Raw genomic sequence first — 22760 nt, forward strand, 5'->3', positions numbered from 1 at the left:
TTATATCAGCCTGTTTGAATAGGTGTAACTCAACACGATCTTCTCGATTGCCACCTCATTCTTGGTGGAACCGAAGTTTTCGACTTCCCACTTCACCGGATAGGCATTGGCGAACGACCAGACGCGTAGCGGCAATTGTTTTTCATCCAGTAACTGCACGACGATAGGCTGGGCCACCACCGGCGTCATGAAACCAAGTTCAAATACCGACTTGCACCAGACCACCAGAGGCGAACTCAGCGGCGCAATGCCGCGCTTGAGTTCGAGGAAAGGATGTTTGACGCCCTTGGGCAAGGTATGGACGTAACGATTCTCGCCGCCTTCGACGACAGTTTCGGTCTCGATCTCCGCGGACATGCCCGACACCTCCTGAAAAGAGGTGTCGGTCAAACCCTGGGTGGCGCCGAATACCACCTTGAAATAAAAGGCCGATGGCGGATAAACGTTCGAAAACAAAGAAGACATCCGTTTAACCCACGAGAATGCTGCGGTCGCACCCGACCATCTTCAACTATTGGCAATCGTCAGACCCTCGTGCACGATTTCAATGGTTTCGATGGCAACTTCATTGCCTTCGGCCTTGAGATCGGTGCCGGTGATCTTGGTCGGCCATGCGTTGGCCAGGGTCCAGACCATGGTCGGCTTGCCAGCTTCATCCAGCAAACTGATGGTGACTGGCACCCGCTTGATAGTGTTCATCTTGATCTGGTTGAACCAGTCCCAGAACTTGTTATCGCCTTTGAAGGTGCCCTTCTTCATGGTCACGTTGCCGACCTTCTTCATGCCAGGCATCTTGATGACCGAGAATTCCGGGCTGTCGCCGTGGCGGTATTTGATTTCTTCCGATTGCACGTCGAGACCGCTGACTTCCTGGAAGGACATGACTTGCGAGTCCCACTTCACCTGGAAATAAAACTTCGGAAGCGGCCACAAACTGGTTGATTGTTTCGATCCGTCATCTGCCATCACAAACCTCGTCTAAAGATTGAATGTTAAAAAATCAGTCGGGCGATGCTGTCGGCATCAGGATTTTTGCATTTGCTGTTGGAAGGTAATTTCAATGAACTCGGCCGGCCGGCTGACTGCGACCAGTATGGAGACCTTCATCAAGCCCTCCAGGATATCGTCGGCGGTCATGGTTTCTCCGAGGCCGACGAAGACGCTGAAGGCATCGTCGGGGCTGGCGCCGGCCAGACCGCCGCGCTTCCAGACGCTGGTCAGGAAATTGCGCGCCATGCTCTTGACCGTGACCCAGGTGTTGGCCGTGTTGGGTTCGAACACATAGGCTTTGCAGGCTTGCTTCAGCGATTCTTCGATCATGATCATGGTGCGGCGCACGCTGATATAACGCCAGTCGAGACTGTTGCCGTCGAGCGTCCGAGCGCCCCATACCAGTACGCCTTCGCCGATGAACGAACGGATCGCGTTGATCGACTTGCCTTGGGTAGTTACGTTCAGGTCTTCCTGCTCATCGTTGGAGATCGCCACCGTCGGCGACACCACGCCGTTCATGCTGATGTTGGCAGGGGCTTTCCAGACGCCTCGCGTGTTGTCCACCATAGTGTATAAACCGGCCATGCCGGCGGCAGGCGGCAGCAGATTGAGTTTTTTCTGGATCGCCAGAATGATTTGCGGATACAGGTTGCTGACCGCCAGCAGCGTTTTGTTCAGCGTCTGTATATCGGTTGCCGGATCCTTCGATTTGCTCCAGTCGGAAGCAATGGCGGCCAACGCTGCATTGAGCTGGTCGATCTTAACCTTGGTTGCCGGCGTCGGGTCGGTCGCATCGATGATCGGCGACAGTTCTTTTTTCAGCAGATCGGTCAGCACGTCGAGGGTGCTAATAGCGGTGAAATCGATGTCCTTGTCTTTGACGATCGAGGTATTGACCCACGGATAGTAAGCCGTACCGAAGTCCAGAAAATTGGTGCCGACCGATTCGCGGAAAGCGCCGACGCAATCGCCGGCCGGGTCCTGACGATCCTTGTAGCCGTCATACACATCCAGCAAGGCTATGCGGTTGCGCATCTTGAATCCGCAGTGCATCAATGCATTGGTCTGTACGGTCGTGCAATCCTGCGCCGACAGATGCACCGCATCGGGGACCAGCACCATGGTGGGTTCCTGTTCCTTGAGCAGCGTATCGATGCCCGCGGAGATTTTGTCGGCGTCGAGATCATCGCCGTAGTTGCCGACCGAGACGATGTAGCATGGGCCGCCGCCATTCTGGAAAAACAACAGCATGCTGTAATACAAAATGTAAGATGTACCTTCAGCCTTGATCTGGTACTCCGTTCGTAGCTTGGTGGCGCTGTTAGTAATCGAGAAATCGCTGGCAACCGCAGGCGCCTTCGGATCGGCAGCCGCCAACGGATTGATCGAAAACTTGCTCTGCGGCGGCCCGCCATAGTAGGCATTGAACTCCGCCATGGACGTAATGCGCCAGGCTTTTTGAGCCAGCGAGCTTCCCTTGTTGTCGGAAAATTCGGTATAGCCGATAAAGGCAGGCACTGCCGTCGCGACTTCGACTACAGAGTTCGGAAAGGCGTTCTTCTCGACGACATAAACACCTGGTGTTTTGTATTGCGCCATAATTTCACCCTCAGTTATTGTTCAATTGATATAAATCTCTGAAACCAATGCTGCCCTTCCGCCTACCATTTCCTGCGTTACCTTGCTCACATCGGCATTGGCCAATCGTCGGATCAATATCCGATCGCCCATGTCGCCTTGCTCCCGCAACTGGAATCGTTGCGGATATTTTTGCTGCATCTCGATCTCGGCCTCGCTCATGAATACCAATGCCCGCCGGCTTCCAGGCAGTTGCTCCGGCTCTGCGGCGACGAAGCGTACCGTATCATCAAGATCGACGACGGCGAGATTGACGGCATCGATGTCGGCATTGCTAATGAAGTAGTACTTCCAAATACTCTTGCGCGCTGAAAACCGCACGTAGTAATTGACGCCACTCACGCTATCCACGTTCACGGCTGCTCCCTCGTCCGCTTTTCCGCTCGTTGTTGTCTGTCCCGCAACGTGATCGGCAAGATCAATTTCCGCTACCAGTACCGGTTTGCACAAGACATCGCGGCGATCCAGATGCCGCGCCAGAGACGGCTCCGTCATCGCCTGCATCAGTCCGGCATCAACCGTTTCGCCTGCATGCAGACAGTGTCGGCCGCTGTCGTCGGCTATGCTGACACCGCTGCGCAAGTACAGCAGACTCTCCGGCGTCGGGATAAGCGGCAGTGTGTACTGCGAAAACAGCGGATCCTGCGCGAACCACTTGAATGCCAGCAGCGCCGCACCCGGTGCGCAATCCGCTAGCAACACGCTGCGTCGTGCCGCTTCGCAAAATACCGCTACGCCATTGCGCTGCGGACGCACCAGCAAATCGCGACGGCGAATCCAGTCAGCCGTCTCCGGAGTCGGCACGCAAGTAAATGTCGCCCCCAGAAAGGCGTGCTCAACATCGATGCTGAACAACGGCGAATAGAAAGACATGACGCACTCCGATGGCGACAGGCAAATTCTTGGTTAGGTTTCAGTGATTCGCTGCCGATGCCGGCAAACGTACATTTGGTACCCGGGCCACGATATCGTCAGCGTCGAGCGCCACCATGCGCACCTTGTACAGTACCGAGGGCAGATACTTGCTCCCCAACAGCGTCCAGATATTGCTCAATTCATGTATTTTCAGATTCTCGATATCGAGCACAAGCTTCTCGATGCGCGGATCCAGTTCCGGCGTGACCTGATGGTCGAACACCGGAAATCGCTGGAAATAGGCAATCGCGCCGGAGATAAGTTTTAAGGCTTCGGAGTAATTGGCGCCGCTGAAATTGGCGGCGATCATCACATAGAGATTGAGGTAGAGCGGCGCGTTGCTAACAACCGTGCGCGAGGCACCGGCTGCGCTCGAGGTCTGCTGACGGTAAGGCACCGTATCTTTTTCCAGATTGGTCAGGAACACCACCAACTTATTGTTTGTGTTGGGAGCTGCATGCCCGTCGGCGTCCACCAGACCGGACATCAACACGATGTCTTCGGTAAGTGCATAGGTCTGTTTGAGGGATTGGTTGAGCTGGACGGCCAGATGACTCACTGCAGCGTTGATCATGTTTCCCCGACACCTTTCGCGATGAAACTGTTCTTTTTCTGAGACAATTCGGCGACTACTGCAGATGTCTCTTCTTCCCTTCGCATGTCTTCCTAATGGAAGCACGCCCATCCTCACTCGGCATTTTATTTTTCAGCGGCAACTTTATTATAAGGCAATCGTTGCTTATAAGTATTTTTTTTGCATTGTCAAAATACAAATCCTTCTTTGTTGCATTTTCATGACAACAACATATCTCGAAATTTTTATCGCATCACTCCTGTAGTAGCGAAGCTTCTGTCAAATCATCAAAAGGACATCAGGAGGAAGAAGCGTTCATGCGACCGTTGAAAAAATGCGACTGGGGTGCCACCGTTAGCATCTGGCGTAGGAAGCGAGGCGACGCCGCTGGAGGATATTTTCCAAACCTTCCTGCATCAGCGCATGGACAAAAATGGATGCTGGGGCAACACTAAATTCCATTAAAATGACTGTCGCCCGATCAACACTGCATACTCAACGGAACTATGGATATCCTCACGCTGGAACATTTTGCCGCACGCGTTAACGAGACTTTTTATTCTGTGAATGACGGCAATGCGCATTTCGTGCTGGTCGAAGCGAAACCGCTGGCGGCGCCTACCCTGGCCGGGATGCTGCGGGCGCCGTTCAGCCTGCTGTTCCGGAATTGCTCGCCGGTCCTGTTCACCCAGAAAATCTTCCAGATGAAACATGAAGCCATAGGCGAAGTGGGGATTTTCCTGGTGCCTGTGGCGCGCGACCAGGAAGGTTTTTTGTATCAGGCGGTATTCAACTAGCCTGGATTTCCGCAGCCTTATGAAGCCTGCCAGCGCATGCTGGCATACGGGCCATCCTCATCCGTCGCAATAAATCCAAGCCTTTCGTAGAGCCGCCGTGCAGCGCCGTTGCGCTGGTCGACGTGCAGATTCAAACCGGCTTGATCCATCCGCGCCAGCTCCTGGGCGTCGTGCATCAGGGCCGTGCCGATGCCGCGGTTGCGCCATTGCGGCACCAGGCTGATATCGATGACCAGGAATTGCGGCGCCTGTCGCCACAGGTACAGGCGCCCTATCGGCTGCGCTGCTGATTCAATCAGGCAGAAATCCGCGTCCGGGTAATGGGTCAGGTAGTGGCGGTGCTGGAGCGCGAACTGGCTGTCGAGAAAAGTATGTTTTTGCGTCTCCGGCCATGACAGCGGCGCCAGTTCCTCAGCGCGCAGCTGGCGGTATAGAACGCGCAGGAATGCGATATCCGCGGCTGTGCAGGAACGCAGGGCGATGCCGCGTTGGCGCAGCACGGCCGGCGTTTCCGGAACTGCGCCGACCGGGAAGGCCGGCAGCGCAGGAAGTCCGGGGTCAGTCGAAGGAAGGGAATACACCTTGCAACGCAATGCAGAAATTCAGGGGCAGCAGCGGCTGGCGGTTTTCGTGCGGCAGCCCCCCGCCTGCGGCGCCGATGACGGCTGGCGCAAACGTCACGTTTGCCGTTGGGCTCGGTACAAACGGCAGGCTATTGGCCGGCCCGATCAGGCCGTAGCCGTTGTCTGGCGCGTTGCTCTGCAGCGCCGCATTCGATTGATGATAGACATTAACCGAATGACTGTGGCCAGGCATTTCCCCGATCCCCAGGGTAACCTGATCGGTACCGAAAGATTCGCCGATGGTGCGTTGGGTCAGTCCCGGGCCTTGGCCCTGGCTGCATGCCGCGCGTCCGGCAAAATTCGGCAGCTGGAAAGTGGTCCTTCCATCGCCGCCATAGTTGGTGCCGAGCAGGGAAAACAACGCAGTATATTGCTGGAGCGGCAAGGTGGCGCCGTTGCATTGCGCCCAGCCCACGGGCGCAAAATTGAAGCCGAAAATCTGGATTTCACCCAGGAATGGTGTGGTCACGGTGTTCTCCTCATATCATCTGTTGGCGGCGCCTGCGTATCGCGCAGCAGGCGCACTGGCTGAGTTACGACTGCGACGGGAAAACCCCTGCCCAAGCAATGCAAAACGAGACCGTCAACGTCGGCATCGTGTTGTCATGCGGCAGAGTATTGCCGACGGCGGACGTCGACGCCGGCGACATCGCAAACGGCGTGAGCCCACTGATGCTGCTGGTGTACATCTTGTCGTTGCCCGCCGCGGCGCCCAGCTGCACGGATGCTGCTGGCGCGGTCGCGCTGGCCAGCAGGCTGGTGACAGCAAATGAATGACTGTGGCCAGGTATGTTGCCGGGTATTAGCGTGACTGATTCGTTGCCGCCCTGCTCCCCCATTACCCGAGGCGTCAAACCGCTGCCTGCTCCTTGATGCACCGGCACCTGGCCGCGCATGTCGGGCAAGCCGAAGGTGTTGACACCGTCGCCGCCAAAAGTGGTCCCCAGCAATGTGTACAAAACTTCGTATTGCGCGATGGGCGGCTGGCTGCCGTCGCAGGCGAGCCACCCGGTCGGGACGCGTTGGAAGGCGAGCAGGCGGATTTCACCTACAAATGGTGTAGTCATGGCTGTATTCCCTAAAAGGTTACGGGATGTGGCTAGGTGCGAGGTGGAAAAACACCAGTGAGGGCAATGCTGAAATTCAAGACCCGGAACGGCTGCATGTTCTGGTGCATGCCATTGCCGCCGGCGGGCGCGACGGTTTGCGGAGCAAGCTTCACTTGCGGACCGGCAGACTGAGCGTAAATCGCTTCCGCACCGCTGTTGCCATACAGCGTGTTGGTCGGATTCCTGATGGAGCCGGCGGTGGTGGTGCCGTTCGCCAAGTGATTGTGAAGAGGAAGTTGCCCAGGTTGCAGGGTGACGGTTTCAACCCCCTGCTGCTGTCCTTGCGTATATGGGGTTGGCTGCCAGTTCGGGTCGGCCGACCCGCCTGCATGTATTGGCGTGCGGCCTTGCAGGTTTGGCAAGGCGAACGTGGTCTGGCCGTTGCCGCCGTACATGGTCCCAAGTAGCGCGAACAGCGCCTGGTTCTGGCTGATCGGCATGATCTGCCCGTTGCAGGCAGCAAAACCGCGCGGCGCAAAATTGAAACCGCTCAGCATGATTTGTCCAACATAGTATTCAGCCATCGATATCTCTCCCAAGATTGGTAATGCACTGACAGTAGCTGGCGGCGGGCGCGAAAATGTTGGTTTTGTGTTATTTCCGCAACAGCCAAATTAAATTTGCTTTAAAGAAAATATCTTTGTTTGCCGTTTTTATAATTAGGGTTAGCATACGTTTCCACAGGGAAAGCGTCAATAGCTTCTACCACACTTCTAATTACTATCCGTTCTTCCCCTCGACGATTGATTAAAACGGCACAGAGCCATCCTTAAGATGGCCTTACATATTAAATAAAAAATCAGGGAGCCTTCATGTTGCTACGTCCACACGGCTGGGGCGGCACTAGCGCAATGTCTGCGTCTGCTTCAGGTGCATCCGGGGAGATAATCAGAAAGCGGGGAAGGCTGATTGGCGGTGCAGCCTGGTTTGCCCGCTTGCTGGCCGGATTGTCCTATGCCGCGATTTTTGGCTGGGCAAGCCAGGCATATGCTGCGGGAGGACCTAGCACCGAATGCCCGCCTACCCAGACCATGACTGTAGCCTCCGGCGGCACCGCTACCGCCGATCTGTCTGGCTGCAGCCTAACCGGCCTTGGCGGCATGTCGGTAGCACCTACCCACGGCAGTGTCCCGGACGTGTCCCCTTCGACCGGAAATGCCACCAGTCTGGTGACCTATGTCAACAATGGCGATGGCGCTCTGTCTGACACATTTACTGTACTGGACGATGTTAACAACACGATCGTATTTACCGTTACGGTCCTGCCAGCTTCTTCGCCGATCACGGTGACGCCGGCTTCTTTGCCCAACCCGTCGATCGGCAGCACCTACAGTCAGACCCTCAGTGCCACCGGCGGTGTCGCGCCTTATGTCTATTCGCTTGCGTCAGGCAGCCTGCCGGCGGGACTGATCTTGTCGTCTACCGGCGCCATCACAGGCACGCCAACCGCGGCCGGTTCCTTTACCTTTACTGTCGGGGTGCACGATTCGACTAGCCCAACGGCGCTGGCCACCACCAAAACCTATTCGGTGATCATCGCGGCCCCGGTAATGGCGTTGTCGCCAGGCAGTCCGCCTGCCGGTACGGTGTCGCAGTCCTACAGCCAGCAGCTCAGCACCAGCGGCGGCACGGCTCCCTACGCCTATGCGGTGCAAGTCGGACTAGGAAATTTGCCGCCGGGCCTGAGCATGTCATCCGGCGGCCTGATTTCCGGCACCCCGACGGCGGCAGGCAGCTCTACTTTTTCTGTCAAGTACACAGACAGCTCTACCGGCACCGGTCCGTTTTCCCAAGCCAAGAGCATGACAATCGTGATCAACGCGACGCCCGTCGTCGTCGCCCCAGCGACATTGACAGCCGGTGCCGTAGGCGTGGCATATGCCGGCGGCCCGTTGACTGCCAGCGGTGGAACCGCTCCTTATACATTCTCGATCACCGCCGGCGCGCTGCCGGCCGGCATGTCGTTGTCCAGCAGCGGTGCTCTGACTGGCACGCCGACAGCCGGCGGTACGTTCAGCTTCACGGTCAGGGCCACCGACCAGAACAGTTTTTCCGGTTCGCTGGCCTATACCTTGGTTATAAATGCGCCGACGATCGGCATTGCGCCAACTACCTTGCCGGCTGCTGCCGTGGCTAGTGCCTATAGCCAGAATGTGACAGCCAGCGGCGGCACTGGCGGTTACACCTACGCGATAACTGCCGGCGCGCTTCCGGCAGGTACTTCGTTGTCGAGCGCTGGCGTGTTGTCCGGCACCCCAACCGCCGGCGGAACGTTCAATTTCACTGTCACCGCAACAGACAGTTCGACTGGTACCGGACCCTATACCGGCTCGCGCGCGTATGCGCTCACGGTCAACGCGCCGTTCATCGCGCTCAGTCCAGCCACTCTGGCCGCAATGACTGTCGGCAGCAGCGTCAACCAGAACGTGACCGCAAGCGGCGGGACTTCCTCCTATGTCTACAGCATCATCGCCGGCGCCTTGCCGCCCGGTCTGTCATTGGCATCCAACGGTACGCTGGCCGGTACCCCGACCGTGGCTGGCCCATTCAATTTCACGGTCAGCGCTGCCGATAGTTCTACCGGCACCGGGCCTTACACCGGCTCACGCGCTTACTCGGTATCGGTCGCTACCGGCCTGCCGGTTGCCGGCCCAGTCAGCGCCACGGTTGCCTATGGCAGCTCGGCGAATCCGATCACGCTCAACCTGAACGGCGGCGTGCCGACTTCAGTGGCCGTTGCATCGGCTGCCGCACACGGTACCGCCGCCGCCAGCGGCACCAGTATCACCTATACGCCGGCAGCAGGGTATGCCGGTGCAGATTCGTTCACCTATACCGCGACCAACGGTGCCGGCACCTCGAGCCCGGCGACCGTCTCGGTGACGGTAAGCACGCCGACCCTGACCCTGACGCCGGCCGGGCCGATCCTGACACCGGTCTATGGCAACGCGTTCTCGCAGTCATTCTCGACCAGCGGCGGCGTTGCGCCATACACTTATGCACTGTCGGGCAGCCTGCCGACCGGCTTGAGCTGGAACGCAGCTACCGCCACGCTGTCCGGCACGCCGACGCAGAGCGGGAATTTCCCTGTTACCGTCACGGCTACCGACCAGTCTACCGGCGCCGGTGCGCCATTCTCGATCGCCATCGGCTACACGCTGGCGATCAGCGCGCCGATCATCAGCTTGACATCAGCCACCTTGCCCGGCAGCGCCATCGGTACGTCGTACACGGCGTCGATCAGCGCCAGCGGCGGCATCGGACCCTATACCTATGCTGTCTCGGCCGGCGCGTTGCCGACCGGCGTGTCGCTGAATGGCAGCAGCGGAGCGCTCTCGGGGACGCCGACAGAGGCCGGCGCTTTCGGTTTCACCGTGCGGGCCAGCGACGTCAACAGTTTTGCCGGAACCCGCACCTATAACATCTTGGTCGGCGTGCCGACCCTGACGCTGACCCCGGCCTCGCTGCCGGCGGCGGCCGTTGCGGTTGGGTACAGCGCGACATTCACTGCCGGTGGCGGTACCTCCCCCTACAACTATACCCTGACCGGCACCCTGCCTAGCGGCATCACGTTCAATTCCGCCACCGGCGTATTGTCCGGCACCACCGCGCAAGCCGGCAGCTTCCCGATTACGGTGCGCGCAACCGACAGCAGCACCGGCGCCGGCGCGCCATTCACGGTACAGAACAGTTACACGCTGACAGTGGCGGCACCGAGCATCAGCCTGGCGCCGAGCAGCATCGCCGGCGGTACAGTGGCGGTCAGCTATAGCGCCGCTATCAGCGCCAGCGGCGGCGCCGCGCCCTATGCCTACAGCCTGGTCAGCGGCGCATTGCCCGCAGGCGTCACACTGAACGCATCAACCGGCGCTTTGAGCGGAACACCGAGCGCTGCCGGTACTTTCAGTTTTACGGTAAGAGGGCTGGATGCCAACAACTTCAGCGGCAGCCAAGCGTATAGCCTGGCGATCGCCGCCGCGACGGTGACCTTGAATCCGGCGACATTGCCTAACCCGACCGCGGAGGCAGCCTATACCACCACGCTGACGGCAGTCGGCGGTACGGCGCCATACAGTTTCGCCGTGGCCGGCGGCGCCTTGCCAAGCGGCTTGACGCTCAATTCGGCCACTGGTGTGCTGTCGGGCACCGCTAACCAGAGCGGCAGCTTTACCTTCAACATCCGCGCCAGCGACAGCAGCAGCGGCGCTGGCGCGCCGTTCAGCGCTACCGTCAGCTACACCCTGAATGTCGGTGCGCCGACCATCGCCGTAACGCCAGGCGTCATGGCGGCCGCCAAGGTCAACGTCGCCTACAGCCAGCAATTCACGGCTGGCGGCGGCATCGCGCCGTACACCTATGCGATAGCTGTAGGCAGCCTGCCGGCCGGGCTGACCTTGAATACCGCTACTGGCCTGCTGAGCGGAACACCAAGCGCAGCCGGCAGTTTTGGCTTCACGGTGCGCGCGACAGATACGCAGAATTTCAGCGGACAGCAGGCATTGACGCTCGGTGTCGGACAGGCGCAGCCGGTCGCAGTCAACGACAGCGCCGCTACCACAGCCAACCAGCTGGTAACCGTGAATGTCACGGCCAACGACAGCGGGCCGATCACTAGCATTGCGATCAGCACCCCACCCGCGCACGGCAGCGTCGCCGTCAGCGGCTTGAACGCGGTCTATACGCCGGCCAGCAATTATTTTGGCAACGATAGCTTCAGCTATACCGCAACCGGACCGGGCGGAACGTCTACGCCAGCCAGTGTGACCGTGGCCGTGACGCCGCTCGCAGTGCCGGTAGCCGTGCCGCAAACCGCCACCGTCCTGGCCGGCCAGCCGGTCACCTTGCATGCCGCCAATGGCGCCAGCGGCGGACCGTTCACGTTAGCAGTGGTGGTCAGTGCGCCGAGTGCCGGGACCACAGCAGTCAGCGGCACCGATATTGTGTACACCTCCGCGGTCGGCAGCAGCGGCGACATCAGGTTCAGCTACACGCTGGCGAACGCCTTTGGCGCTTCGGCGCCGGTGACGGCGATCATCAGCGTCAATCCGATGCCGGTGGCAGGCGCGCATAACGCGACGGTCAGCGCCGGCGCCACGGTGAATGTCGACCTGATGGCCGGCGCCAGCGGCGGTCCGTTCACTGCCGCCAGCATGGTCGCGGTGTCACCGGCTGCGGCAGGCAGCGCCGTCATCCGCGATGTCGGCACGGCCGGCAAACCGGCTTACCAGATGAGCTTCACTGCGGCCAGCACCTTTGCCGGACAGGCTGCGGTCAGCTATACACTGAGCAACGCCTTTGCGACTTCGGCGCCGGGCAGCGTCAACGTGACCGTGACGCCGCGGCGCGACATGTCGACCGATCCTGAAGTGACCGGTTTGCTGGCGGCTCAGGCTGACAGCACCAGGCGCTTCGCCACTGCGCAGATCTCGAATTTCACGCGCCGCCTGGAAAGCCTGCACGGCGACGGCTGGGGAAGTTCGGGATTTGGACTGAGCTTTGCGCCGCCGGCCACCAATCGGCCGGGCAGTAACGCGGGACAATGGCAGAACAGCGACGTCGACCGCATGCTTGGCTCACCGTTACAGCCGAACATGCGCAAGGTCGGCTGGCCATTGCAATCTGCGGCGGCACAGACGGCCGGAGCAGCAAGCGGCAGTACCGGCAACGGCAACGGGCCGGTACTGGCAGCCAGCGATACGCAGCTGACAGTCGCCGGCTTGCCGGAGTTGCCGGTCCGCCAGGACAATCCTAAACAGCCTCTGTCATTATGGATGGGCGGCGCGGTCGATTTCGGCCAGCAGAACGTGAATGGCCGCCAGGCTGGATTCCGCTTCACCACCAATGGCGTCAGCGCCGGCGGCGACTACCGGATCAACGATTTGGCTACCATCGGACTCGGTGCAGGTTTTAGCCGCGACAGCAGCGATGTCGGCGACAACGGCACCAAGAGCACGGCGGAGAGCGTGGTGGCGGCCATGTACGGCAGCTTGCGGCCAGCCAAGAATGTGTTCGTCGACGCCGTCCTCGGCTACGGCACGCTGAATTTCAATGCCACGCGCTACGTCACCGACGGCGGCGGTTTTGCCACCGGCTTGCGGCATGGCGACCAGGTCTTCGGCGCCATCGTCAGTGGCATCGAGTTCCGCCAGCAAGACTGGATGTGGTCGCCGTACGGCCGGGTGGAGTTGATGTCGGCCACGCTTGACCAGTACACCGAGACCGCCAGCGGCCTCAATGCGCTGACGTATTTCAAGCAGACCGTGCGTACCAGCAGCGGCAGCCTGGGCGTGCGCGCAGAAGGTCAGTACGTGACCAGATTCGGCACTTGGGGACCACGCGCTCGGCTGGAATTTCGCCACCAGTTCCAGGGACAAGATGACGCCAAGCTGGCGTATGCCGACCTGGCCGCAGCAGGGCCTGCCTATATCGTCCATACCACTAGCCAGGACACCGGCAACTGGAGCGCGGGCCTGGGCGCCAGGCTGGTGATGCATAACGGCACGATGTTCACGATTGACTACAGCAGCAACCTGAATGTCGGCAACGGTCGCAGCCAGTCGATCATGTTCGGCCTCGAAGTGCCGCTGAACTGAACTGAACTGAACAGTCTTTAGAAAGGGCGGGTAATACGTGATGCACTTCTACCCTACCCGCCCACCTGCGACCGCCTGAAGACAATTTTCGGTATCCCCGACCTCAAACACCATACGCCGGGATCGGCCCTCAAATTCCTTCAAGGCTCAGCGCACGCACCGCGGCGCGCAGCTGTGCGTGCAACTGTGCACGCTCCTCATCGAGCAGGTCGGGAAACATTAACTGCTCCACTTCCCTCACCTTGGCATCGCATTCCTGCAGGATCGCCTGGCCTTCACCGGTCAGGCTAATCTGAATGATGCGTCCGTGCGACGGATCCGGCTTGCGTTCTATCCAGCCTTTCGCCTCCATCGCCTTCACCATCTCATTGGCCGACTGCGGCGAAATCATGGTGCGCTCGGCCAGTTGCGCGTTCGACAGCGAGCCCAGCTTGCGGAATACGGACAGCGCCGTGTACTGGGTCACCGTCAGTCCGGTCGGCGCCAGGCTGTCGCGCAGGCGCTTGTTCAATACGTGGTCCAGGCGGCCTACCAGGTAGGCCAGTCCCAACGGTTTTTGAGCATCGGAAGCAGACTGTAATAAATTTTTCTTAATCATAAAAAATCATCTTGTAAAGCGTGGCGGTTAGGCTTAGTATAAGGCGCGTATCAGGTAACCTGATATTAAACTTACTTTTACTTTCAGGGAGACATTGTATGTCCAAATATGAAGCGCGCTGGCAAACCGTTAAGGTCGATGTAGAAAACGGTATCGGCTGGATCACCCTCAACCGTCCGGAAAAACGTAACGCGATGAGTCCCACCCTCAATCGCGAAATGATCGATGTGCTGGAAACGCTGGAGCTCGACAACGATGCTCAGGTCATCGTGCTGACCGGCGCCGGCGAAGCCTGGTCCGCCGGCATGGATTTGAAAGAATACTTCCGCGAAACCGACGGCCAGCCGGAGATCACGCAGGAGCGCATTCGCCGCGACTGCTCGCAGTGGCAATGGAAGTTGCTGCGCATGTACAGCAAGGCCACCATTGCGATGGTCAACGGCTGGTGCTTCGGCGGCGCGTTCTCGCCACTGGTCGCCTGCGATCTGGCCATCGCCGCGGATGACGCGGTGTTTGGATTGTCCGAGATCAACTGGGGCATCCCGCCAGGCAACCTGGTCAGTAAGGCAGTCGCCGATACCATGGGCCACCGCGAGGCACTTTACTACGTCATGACCGGCGAAACCTTCACCGGCGTGCAAGCCGCGCAAATGGGCCTGATCAACAAGAGCGTGCCGAAAGAGCAGTTGCGCAGCGCTGTCGTGGCGCTGGCCAAGACGCTGCTGGAAAAGAACCCAGTGGTGCTGCGTTATGCGAAACAGGGATTCAAGCGCTCGCGCGAATTGACCTGGGAACAGGGCGAAGACTACCTGTACGCCAAGACCGACCAGTCCAACTACCGCGATCCGGAAAAAGGTCGCAAGGAAGGTCTGAAGCAATTCCTCGATGACAAAACCATCAAACCTGGCCTCCAGACCTACAAGCGCAGCTGAAGCACCCTCTACAATAAGAATTGTGACAGCAGCGGCTGCCGCCATCCCCGATGGCGGCAGCCATTATCCAATCAACAGATGAGACCTCTCATGTTTATTACCGATCTGCTTAGTGACGGGACATCGCACCCCGCATCCAATAACGCCGTATTCGAGCGCTGTAATCCTGCCACCGGCGAGGTGGCTACGCGCGCCGCCGCCGCTCAGCTGGACGACGTCGATAAGGCGATCATGGCGGCCCAGAAGGCCTTCCCGGCCTGGGCCGCGATGTTGCCCGGCGCCCGCCGAGCGCTGCTGCAAAAGGCGGCCGACGTGATGGAAAAATATCGTGGTGAATTCGTCGCGCGCGGCGTCGCCGAAGCTGGCGGCAGCCCGGTCTGGTACCAATTTAACGTAACCCTGGCCGCTAACATGCTGCGCGAGGCCGCCTCGATGACGACCCAGATCAGCGGCGAACTCATTCCATCCGATATGCCGGGCTCACTGGCAATGGGCGTGCGCCAGCCATGCGGCGTGGTGGTCGGCATCGCGCCGTGGAATGCGCCGGTGATCCTCGGCACCCGCGCGCTGGCGATGCCGCTCGCCTGCGGCAACAGCGTCATCTTGAAAGCATCGGAAATATGCCCCGCGCTGCACCGGCTGATCGGTAGCGTATTCGAAGAAGCGGGCTTCCCGCCGGGCGTGGTCAACGTCATCACCAACGCACCGCAGGACGCGGCGCAAATAGTCGAACGCCTGATCGCGCATCCGGCTGTGCGGCGCGTCAACTTTACCGGCTCGACCCACGTCGGGCGCATCATCGCCCAGCAGTGCGCCAAGCACCTCAAGCCGGTGCTGCTTGAGCTGGGCGGCAAGAATCCTATCGTGGTACTCGACGATGCCGACCTCGACGCCGCTGTCGAAGGTGCCGCCTTCAGCGCTTTCTTCAACCAGGGGCAGATTTGCATGTCGGCCGACCGCATCCTGCTCGACCGCAAGATCGCGCCGGCCTTCCTCGAAAAATTCGCCGCCAAGACCGCAACCTTGAGAGCGGCGGCGTCGGATGCGCCGCTGTCTGGCATGGTGGATCCAGCCGCGGCGGCGCGTGTGGCCAAGCTGGTGACCGATGCCCAGGAACACGGCGCGAGTGTGGTGCAATCCTCCGCCGTCGTGACGGGCAACATCATGCAGCCGGCGATCGTCGACGGCATCACGCCGGACATGGCGATCTACCGGGAAGAGTCGTTCGGCCCGGTCGTCTCGATACTGCGCTTCGATACCGACGAGGAAGCGATCCGGCTAGCTAACGACAGCGAATACGGACTGTCGTCGGCGGTGTTCAGCCGTGATATCGGCCGCGCGATGGCGGTGGCGCAGCGCATCGAATCGGGCATCTGCCATATCAATGGGCCGACCGTGCACGACGAGGCGCAGATGCCGTTCGGCGGCGTCAAAGGCAGCGGTTACGGGCGCTTCGGCGGCAAGGCGGCGATCGCCGAATTCACCGATCTGCGCTGGATAACGATCCAGACCACACCGCGCCACTACCCCATCTGAACGGAGGCTGATATGAATGAACCGCTGACTGCGGCCCCTCCGGGCGAGGTGATAAAGCGCCGTCCGGTCAAGCTCGGCAATCCCGAGATCGCCGCCTATCAGGTCGACGGCGTCTGGCATGTAGACGCCGTCACGCCGCTGGACGCTTTTCCGCCGCGCTTCACCGATCGCCTGGTGCAAGGCGCGCGTGCGCATCCGGAGCGTACCCTGGTGGCGCGCCGCGGTGCCGACGGTGGCTGGATCCGGCTTTCCTACGCCGATATGCTCGATCGGGCCCGGCGCATAGGGCAGGCGCTGCTCGATCGCGGGCTGTCGGCAGAGCGTCCGCTGGTCATCCTGTCGGGCAACGACCTGCAGCATTTCCAGCTAGTGCTCGGCGCCATGTATGCCGGCATCCCGTATGCACCGCTCTCCCCCGCCTACTCGCTGATTGCCACCGATTATGGCAAGCTGCAGGAACTGATCGCCAGGCTCACACCCGGCGCCGTCTATGCCTCGGACGGCACGGCGTTCAGCCGCGCGCTGGCCGCCGTGCTGCCGGATGATGCGGAACTGATCCTTGACCAGGGCGACGTTGCCGGCCGCCAGGCCAGCCGCTTTGCCAGCCTGCTTGAAACGACGCCTGCCGGTGTCGACCAGGCCAATGCCTGCGTCGGTCCGGATACCATCGCCAAGTTTTTGTTTACCTCCGGCTCAACCAGAAGCCCGAAGGCGGTCATCACGACTCATCGCATGTTGTGCAGCAACCAGCAGATGCTGCTGCAGACCTTCCCCTTCATGGCGGACGAAGCGCCGGTGCTGCTCGACTGGCTGCCCTGGAACCACACCTTCGGCGGCAGCCACAACGTCGGCATCGCGCTCTACAACGGCGGCACGCTCTATCTCGACGACGGCAAGCCGACGCCGCGCGACTTCGCACTCACCCTGCGCAACCTGGCCGAGATCGCCCCTACCATCTACTTCAACATTCCGAAGGGTTGGGAGATGCTCACCGAGGCGCTGGAACTGGATGCGTCGCTGCGCGCCACCTTCTTTTCGCGCGTCAAGCTGTTCTTCTGCGCAGGCGCCGGCCTGTCGCAGGCAGCTTGGGACAAGCTCGATGCGATAGCGGTGGAACATTGCGGCGAGTCGATACGGATCATGACCGGACTGGGCATGACCGAGACCTCGCCGTCCTGCACCTTCGGCACTGGCTCCATCGTGAAGGCGGGCTATGTCGGCGTGCCGGCGCCTGGCTGCCGGGTCAAGCTGGTTGCCATCGGCGAGAAGATGGAAGCGCGCTTTCACGGCCCGCACGTAATGCCCGGATACTGGCGCGCGACCGACCTGACGGCGCAAGCGTTCGACCAGGATGGCTATTACCGCACCGGCGACGCGCTGCGCTTCGTCGATGCCAGCCGCCCCGAACTGGGCTTCATGTTCGACGGACGCATCGCCGAAGATTTCAAGCTCAGCACCGGTACCTTCGTCAGCGTCGGCCCCTTGCGCGCCAAGGTGATCAGCCAGGGCGCGCCCTATGTGCTGGAAGCCGTGGTCACCGGCATCAATCGCAATGCCGTCGGCCTGCTGCTGTTTCCGCGCCTGGAGAACTGCCATGCGCTATCCGGCCTGCCAGCTGGCGCCAGCGTCGCACAAGTGCTGGCCAGCATGCCCGTGCGCGCCTTCTTCCAGCGCCTGCTAGCCGGCTTGAATGCCGACGCCAGCGGCTCCTCGACTCGCATCGAACGGCTGTTGCTGCTTGAAGAGCCGCCGTCGATCGACCAGCGCGAGTTGACCGATAAAGGCTCGGTCAACCAGGCGGCAGTGCTGACGCGCCGCGCCGCGATAGTCGAGGCACTGTACGACGGCACGCAGCCGCAAACAATTTTTGCAACACAGCTGGAATAGGTGCCTGAGCACCTAAGACCTAAGTACTCGAGCACCATAACTATAAAGGAGACCGTATGAAAATGAAGACATTGGCCGGTATCGCTATGGTCGTTGCGCTGCCGCTGGCAAGCAGTTACGTCCAGGCACAAGAGACAATACGCATCGGCGTCATCGCCGCCCTCACCGGCCCGTTTGCCAACACCGGCAAGCCCTTCGAGGATGGCATCAAGACCTACTTGCAGCAGTACGGCGACCGGGTGGCCGGCAAGAAGATCGAAGTCATTTACCGCGACGACGGCGGCACCAACGCTGATATGTCCAAGCGCGCGGCGCAGGAACTGATCGGGCGCGACAAGGTGAGTTTCCTGATCGGCTTTTCGCTGACGCCTAGCGCGCTGGCCGTAGCACCCATCGCCACCCAGGCCAAGATCCCGATGATCGTGATGAACGCTGTCACCACCGGCATCACCGCGAAATCGCCGTACATGCTACGCACTGGCATGACGATGCAGCAGATGACCGAGCCCTTCGGTACCTGGACCGCAAAAAACAAGGTCGGCAAGGTCTACACCCTGGTCAGCGACTACAGTACCGGCATCGATGCCGAAGCGCGCTTCATCAAGGGGTTTACCGCGGGCGGCGGCAAGATCGTAGGCTCGTCCCGCGTGCCGCTGGCCAATCCGGACTATTCGCCCTTCGTGCAACGCGTCAAGGATGAAAAACCGGATGCGCTGTTCTTCTTCGCGCCCGGCGCGGAAGACGGCACCGGTTTGCTCAAGGCCTTCAGCGACAAGGGCCTGGATAAGGCGGGCATTAAATTCCTGGGCGTCGGCGACATGACCAGCGACTCTCCTACCTTGGACTCGCTGGGCGATCGTGCACTTGGCGCGATCACGGTGCTGAACTACTCGACCGCGCTCGACAACGATGCAAACAAGACCTTCCTGAAAGCCTACGCGGCCGCCAATCCCAACCGTCCACCGGCCACCTTCGTCGCTGTGGCCGCCTATGACACCATGGGCATGATCGCCGAGACCATCCGCAAGCTGAATGGCAATGTGAGCGGCGACGCGGCGATGCAGGTGCTGTCGAACATGAAATGGGTCAGTCCGCGCGGCCCGATCAGCATCGATCCCGCAAGCCGCGACATCGTGCAGAATATGTACATCCGCGAAGTCAAGAGAGTCAACGGTAAGCTGGTCAACCAGCCGGTCGGCATCCTCAAGGACGTCATGCCGAACTAAATCCCCCCCGCAGGCCGCAGGTCCGGACGCAGCCCCAGAACGCTGCGCGGTCCTGCACGCCTGCAGCTTTGTAGTTCATTTAAAAAACGGAGACAAACAACATGCATGGTCAACCCTATTTGGCAGCCGCTGCGACGGCGCTCCTGCTGTCCGCTTGCGGCGGCGGTGATAACAACCCACCCGCCCTGCCCCGATTGGCGGCAGCCACCGGTGGCACGCTTGCAGCGTGTGCCGACCTGGTCACCCGCGTCGCATTTCCAGACACAACCATCACTGCCGCCAACGCCATCGCGGCGGGCACGCTGACCATCGCAGGCAAGCCGGTAGCAGCTCATTGCCAGGTGACCGGCCAGATGTTCAAGCGCGTCAGCCCCGTCGATGGCAAAAGCTACGCGATCGGCTTCGAGATGCGTTTGCCAAACAACTGGAACGGGCGCTTCTTTTATCAGGCCAACGGTGGCATCGACGGCAGCGTGACCACCGCAACGGGCGACGTCGGCGCCGGCCGGCTCGACAGCGCACTGAACATGGGGTTTGCCGTGATCAGTTCCGACGCCGGCCACGGCACGCCCAATCCGGCGTTCGGCATCGACCCGCAGGCGCGGCTCGACTACGGCTATCAGGCGGTGGGCAAGCTGACGCCGATGGCAAAGAACGTCATCCAGGCAGCCTACGGCAAGGGACCCGAGCGCTCCTACTTTGGCGGCTGCTCGAATGGTGGACGGCATACCATGGTGGCGGCATCGCGCTACGCCGATCAATACGATGGCTTCCTGGTCGGCGATCCTGGCTTCAGGCTGCCGCTGGCCGCCATCGCCAACATCGCCGGCGCCAAGGCCTACGCTGCGCTCGCCACCACGCCTGGCGACCTGTCGACCGGCTTCACCACGGCGGAACGCGCGCTGGTGTCAAAGGCGGTGCTGAACAAATGCGATGCGCTCGATGGCGTTGCGGACGGCCTGGTACAAGATACGAAGGCCTGCCAGGCCGCATTCAAGCTTGAACGCGATGTGCCGACCTGCACGGCGACGCGCGATGGCAGTTGCCTGAGCGCGGCGCAAAAGGCGGCGATCGGGCCGCTGTTCGCGGGAGCGATCACAGGCACAGGTGCGAAGATCTATGCAAGCTTCCCGTACGATGCCGGCCTTGCTACCGCCAACTGGGCGACCTGGAAGTTCAACAACTCGCTGAATCTCGACACCGGTGCAGTGGGCCTGATCTGGCAGACACCGCCGGAAAATCTCGCCACCTTCAACGGTCCCGATTTTGCGCTGACGGGCGACTTGGCGAGCATGCTGGCCAAGGTCAACGCGAGCAACGCCATCTACACCGAAAGCGCGATGTCTTTTATGACGCCGCCGAACCCGGACAATCTCGGTATTCTGAAAAACCGAGGTGCCAAGATGATGGTGTACCACGGCACAAGCGATCCGATCTTTTCCAGCGACGACACCACCGCGTGGTACGAAGCGCTGCGCGCGGCCAACGGCGGCGATGCAGCAAATTTTGCCCGCTACTTCCGCGTGCCGGGGATGAACCACTGTGTCGGCGGCCCGGCCACCGACCAGTTCGACATGCTCACGCCCCTGGTTAACTGGGTGGAAAAAGGGCAGGCGCCAGACAGTGTATTGGCCAACGCACGGGGCGCGGGCAATAGCGGCGGGGTGAACGCCGATCTTCCGTCGATATGGTCAGCCACTCGCAGCCGGCCATTGTGCGCCTATCCGAAAGTGGCGACATACAAGGGCAGCGGCAGCATTGAGGATGCAACCAGTTTCAGCTGCCAGTAGTCGCAACGTTCGCACTGCCGGTGTCAGAAAAGGGACTTCGGCAATGCGAACGGGCATATCAGGATGGTTTTGCACATGGCAAATCCGATCAACCGCGTTGCGCTACAAGCAGATGTTCGATGTGGTCGGCATTCGTTTTGCAGGTAGATCTAAACTTTTCACTGATGCGCTCATCTTGCGCCGAGCGATGCCAGAACACTACGGCGGCTTCTGCTGCCTGGATCCAGGCACCACGTTCTCTTGGCACAGGCAAGGCTGGCGTGAATTTGCGTTCGACCAACTCGACCGCCCGCTGTGGCGCATACAGCATAGGCAGCATGTCATAGGCAGGTGTCAGCGTAAGTCCAGGCAGGAACGCAAGGTTGCCGTCATGCATATCCGTGTTTGCAATCAATCGACCGAAATGCTCCAGGAGGTTTATCTGGCGGGCAGTCTCTGCCGAAATGTAACCTTCTTTGACCAAGGCTTCTGCACCTTCCGACCATGGGCCTGCCAAGCCAAATAAGGCAGCATTCAATTCGTGCCAGGTACATACGCCAGAGCGACCGAATTCGCCATGCCGGTCGAAACGGTCGACCTCATAGAAAGTGCGGCCGGCCAGTTGATAGATACGACTTTGTGCGGCGCTGAGCTGAAGCGTATCGGCAATAGTGGTCAAGGCCAGGTGCTCGCACACTAGTAAATCAGACCAGCGTTGTTCCTGCGGCGAACCATCTGCCCCCGAAAACTTGACGATGACGTGGGTCGGCCGCGCATTTAACAAGCGCCGTGCAGTGAATTTAGGAAATTCACCAGCGGCCGAGGAATCCGCCGCCCCGAAGTTCAAAGCCTGCAGGGCGCGCGAAGGGTACTCCGTATCGACCGCATCATCAGTAAGGAAGTCGCTGCCCCGTTGCTGCTCGTCCAGGAAGCGACGCAGGGCATGCTCGCCCAGAATGTAGTCGCCAGGCTGGTCCCAGCCAAGCACGCTCAATGCATGCAGGACGTCATCCTCACCCCAGCGCGTCACGTCTTCGTCCACCTGCAGTATAGTTGCAAACTGATGGGCAAAGTTACGTCCCAGGAAACCCTGGGGCCGCATGTCGCCCAACGGATATGGCACCCCGCGAAACCAGCCATCCGCCATCTCATCATCGAGCGGCCAAGGGCATGCTTCCGCAAAACTCATCGCGCATCCTTCCGGATAAATGGGCTCAAGCAGTCCTGCCTCGTGCGCACGCCCAGACTCATCGATACGGTAAAGAATCAATGGGGCTGGATTTCCCCGAATCGACCGACGTGCGGCATACGCAGTGCGCCGCGCGCGACCGCGCGAGACAACCTGGCCGTCCAGCTCGGCAATCGCCCGCATCAAAGACGGACGACTTACGTCGAGGCGCCGCAAAAGCTCTCCAGCTTGCTGCCGGCTCCAGGTGCGAAGTGTTTCGAGAACACTTTTAGCAATTGTCATGTAACGATTCTTTACTTGTTTTGTATAAGTCTATGATACACAGAATAGAGAAATAGTGCGAAATGCATGTAACGATTAAAGTAACGATTTTTTAATCGT

18 protein-coding genes are annotated in these 22760 nt (G+C 60.2%); 7 read left to right on the forward strand and 11 right to left on the reverse strand.

Features of this window, described 5'->3' with window-relative positions:
• From BM029_RS09880 to BM029_RS09900, 5 genes are read right to left on the reverse strand one after another with little or no spacing between them, the layout of a single operon-like run.
• Complete coding sequence (locus tag BM029_RS09880; protein WP_092435363.1) at window positions 1–465, reverse strand: phage tail protein; 465 nt, start codon at window positions 463–465, stop codon at window positions 1–3.
• Window positions 466–507: 42 nt separating this feature from the next.
• Window positions 508–966: a phage tail protein gene (locus tag BM029_RS09885; RefSeq protein WP_092435366.1), complete on the reverse strand. Its 459-nt coding sequence runs from the start codon at window positions 964–966 to the stop codon at window positions 508–510.
• Window positions 967–1023: 57 nt separating this feature from the next.
• The gene (locus BM029_RS09890) at window positions 1024–2592 is read right to left on the reverse strand and encodes a phage tail sheath family protein (protein ID WP_092435369.1); all 1569 of its coding nucleotides are present in this window, start codon (window positions 2590–2592) and stop codon (window positions 1024–1026) included.
• Window positions 2593–2613: 21 nt separating this feature from the next.
• On the reverse strand, window positions 2614–3504 hold the full coding sequence (locus BM029_RS09895) for a hypothetical protein (RefSeq protein WP_092435372.1): 891 nt from the start codon (window positions 3502–3504) through the stop codon (window positions 2614–2616).
• 40 nt (window positions 3505–3544) lie between these two features.
• On the reverse strand, window positions 3545–4120 hold the full coding sequence (locus BM029_RS09900; RefSeq protein ID WP_092435375.1) for a Pvc16 family protein: 576 nt from the start codon (window positions 4118–4120) through the stop codon (window positions 3545–3547).
• A 506-nt stretch (window positions 4121–4626) separates the two neighbouring features.
• On the opposite strand from BM029_RS09900, the gene BM029_RS09905 reads away from it, so the two are divergent.
• Window positions 4627–4917 carry a DUF6916 family protein gene (locus BM029_RS09905; protein WP_092435379.1) on the forward strand — a complete coding sequence of 97 codons (291 nt, stop codon included), beginning with the start codon at window positions 4627–4629 and terminating at the stop codon, window positions 4915–4917.
• A 17-nt stretch (window positions 4918–4934) separates the two neighbouring features.
• On the opposite strand, the gene BM029_RS09910 is transcribed toward BM029_RS09905, so the two are convergent.
• The 4 genes from BM029_RS09910 to BM029_RS09925 all read right to left on the reverse strand — a co-directional run bounded on the left by BM029_RS09910 (window position 4935) and on the right by BM029_RS09925 (window position 7173).
• Window positions 4935–5498 (reverse strand): GNAT family N-acetyltransferase, encoded by a 564-nt coding sequence (locus BM029_RS09910; protein WP_211482458.1) that lies wholly within the window; start codon window positions 5496–5498, stop codon window positions 4935–4937.
• Window positions 5476–6009 carry a phage tail protein gene (locus BM029_RS09915; RefSeq protein WP_092435382.1) on the reverse strand — a complete coding sequence of 178 codons (534 nt, stop codon included), beginning with the start codon at window positions 6007–6009 and terminating at the stop codon, window positions 5476–5478. The genes BM029_RS09910 and BM029_RS09915 overlap by 23 nt, the downstream gene beginning before the upstream one ends.
• Window positions 6010–6073: 64 nt before the next feature.
• A complete protein-coding gene (locus tag BM029_RS09920; RefSeq protein WP_092435385.1) occupies window positions 6074–6607 on the reverse strand; it encodes a phage tail protein in 534 nt (177 codons plus the stop codon).
• A 32-nt stretch (window positions 6608–6639) separates the two neighbouring features.
• Window positions 6640–7173 (reverse strand): phage tail protein, encoded by a 534-nt coding sequence (locus BM029_RS09925; RefSeq protein ID WP_170851037.1) that lies wholly within the window; start codon window positions 7171–7173, stop codon window positions 6640–6642.
• Between the two features lie 288 nt (window positions 7174–7461).
• Here BM029_RS09925 and BM029_RS09930 point away from each other — a divergent pair, with 288 nt between their 5' ends.
• Window positions 7462–13242: a putative Ig domain-containing protein gene (locus BM029_RS09930; RefSeq protein WP_092435393.1), complete on the forward strand. Its 5781-nt coding sequence runs from the start codon at window positions 7462–7464 to the stop codon at window positions 13240–13242.
• 130 nt (window positions 13243–13372) lie between these two features.
• Here BM029_RS09930 and BM029_RS09935 read toward each other — a convergent pair whose 3' ends face one another.
• Entirely contained in the window at window positions 13373–13840 is a 468-nt protein-coding gene (locus BM029_RS09935; protein ID WP_092435396.1) for a MarR family winged helix-turn-helix transcriptional regulator, read from the reverse strand.
• Between the two features lie 98 nt (window positions 13841–13938).
• Between BM029_RS09935 and BM029_RS09940 the strand changes: the two genes are divergently transcribed.
• From BM029_RS09940 to BM029_RS09960, 5 genes are all read left to right on the forward strand, one after another.
• Window positions 13939–14772, forward strand: coding sequence for a p-hydroxycinnamoyl CoA hydratase/lyase (locus tag BM029_RS09940; protein ID WP_092435399.1), 834 nt, complete (start codon window positions 13939–13941; stop codon window positions 14770–14772).
• A gap of 90 nt (window positions 14773–14862) precedes the next feature.
• On the forward strand, window positions 14863–16308 hold the full coding sequence (locus BM029_RS09945) for an aldehyde dehydrogenase (RefSeq protein WP_092435401.1): 1446 nt from the start codon (window positions 14863–14865) through the stop codon (window positions 16306–16308).
• A 12-nt stretch (window positions 16309–16320) separates the two neighbouring features.
• Entirely contained in the window at window positions 16321–18195 is a 1875-nt protein-coding gene (locus BM029_RS09950; protein ID WP_092435404.1) for a feruloyl-CoA synthase, read from the forward strand.
• Between the two features lie 56 nt (window positions 18196–18251).
• The gene (locus tag BM029_RS09955; RefSeq protein ID WP_092435407.1) at window positions 18252–19421 is read left to right on the forward strand and encodes an ABC transporter substrate-binding protein; all 1170 of its coding nucleotides are present in this window, start codon (window positions 18252–18254) and stop codon (window positions 19419–19421) included.
• A gap of 101 nt (window positions 19422–19522) precedes the next feature.
• The gene (locus tag BM029_RS09960) at window positions 19523–21211 is read left to right on the forward strand and encodes a tannase/feruloyl esterase family alpha/beta hydrolase (protein WP_092435410.1); all 1689 of its coding nucleotides are present in this window, start codon (window positions 19523–19525) and stop codon (window positions 21209–21211) included.
• 88 nt (window positions 21212–21299) lie between these two features.
• Here the strand turns inward: BM029_RS09960 and yjjJ are convergent, their stop codons facing one another.
• A complete protein-coding gene (gene yjjJ, locus BM029_RS09965; protein WP_092435414.1) occupies window positions 21300–22661 on the reverse strand; it encodes a type II toxin-antitoxin system HipA family toxin YjjJ in 1362 nt (453 codons plus the stop codon).
• Window positions 22662–22760 lie beyond the last annotated feature (99 nt).

The sequence above is a fragment of the Collimonas sp. OK607 genome, assembly GCF_900111995.1.
Lineage (GTDB): Bacteria > Pseudomonadota > Gammaproteobacteria > Burkholderiales > Burkholderiaceae_D > Collimonas.

Coding starts and splice junctions, on each gene's coding strand:
- BM029_RS09880 (WP_092435363.1), bottom strand. CDS start 465: ATGTCTTCTTTGTTTTCGAACGTTTATCCGCCATCGGCCTTTTATTTC.
- BM029_RS09885 (WP_092435366.1), bottom strand. CDS start 966: ATGGCAGATGACGGATCGAAACAATCAACCAGTTTGTGGCCGCTTCCG.
- BM029_RS09890 (WP_092435369.1), bottom strand. CDS start 2,592: ATGGCGCAATACAAAACACCAGGTGTTTATGTCGTCGAGAAGAACGCC.
- BM029_RS09895 (WP_092435372.1), bottom strand. CDS start 3,504: ATGTCTTTCTATTCGCCGTTGTTCAGCATCGATGTTGAGCACGCCTTT.
- BM029_RS09900 (WP_092435375.1), bottom strand. CDS start 4,120: ATGATCAACGCTGCAGTGAGTCATCTGGCCGTCCAGCTCAACCAATCC.
- BM029_RS09905 (WP_092435379.1), top strand. CDS start 4,627: ATGGATATCCTCACGCTGGAACATTTTGCCGCACGCGTTAACGAGACT.
- BM029_RS09920 (WP_092435385.1), bottom strand. CDS start 6,607: ATGACTACACCATTTGTAGGTGAAATCCGCCTGCTCGCCTTCCAACGC.
- BM029_RS09925 (WP_170851037.1), bottom strand. CDS start 7,173: ATGGCTGAATACTATGTTGGACAAATCATGCTGAGCGGTTTCAATTTT.
- BM029_RS09930 (WP_092435393.1), top strand. CDS start 7,462: ATGTTGCTACGTCCACACGGCTGGGGCGGCACTAGCGCAATGTCTGCG.
- BM029_RS09935 (WP_092435396.1), bottom strand. CDS start 13,840: ATGATTAAGAAAAATTTATTACAGTCTGCTTCCGATGCTCAAAAACCG.
- BM029_RS09940 (WP_092435399.1), top strand. CDS start 13,939: ATGTCCAAATATGAAGCGCGCTGGCAAACCGTTAAGGTCGATGTAGAA.
- BM029_RS09945 (WP_092435401.1), top strand. CDS start 14,863: ATGTTTATTACCGATCTGCTTAGTGACGGGACATCGCACCCCGCATCC.
- BM029_RS09950 (WP_092435404.1), top strand. CDS start 16,321: ATGAATGAACCGCTGACTGCGGCCCCTCCGGGCGAGGTGATAAAGCGC.
- BM029_RS09955 (WP_092435407.1), top strand. CDS start 18,252: ATGAAAATGAAGACATTGGCCGGTATCGCTATGGTCGTTGCGCTGCCG.
- BM029_RS09960 (WP_092435410.1), top strand. CDS start 19,523: ATGCATGGTCAACCCTATTTGGCAGCCGCTGCGACGGCGCTCCTGCTG.
- yjjJ (WP_092435414.1), bottom strand. CDS start 22,661: ATGACAATTGCTAAAAGTGTTCTCGAAACACTTCGCACCTGGAGCCGG.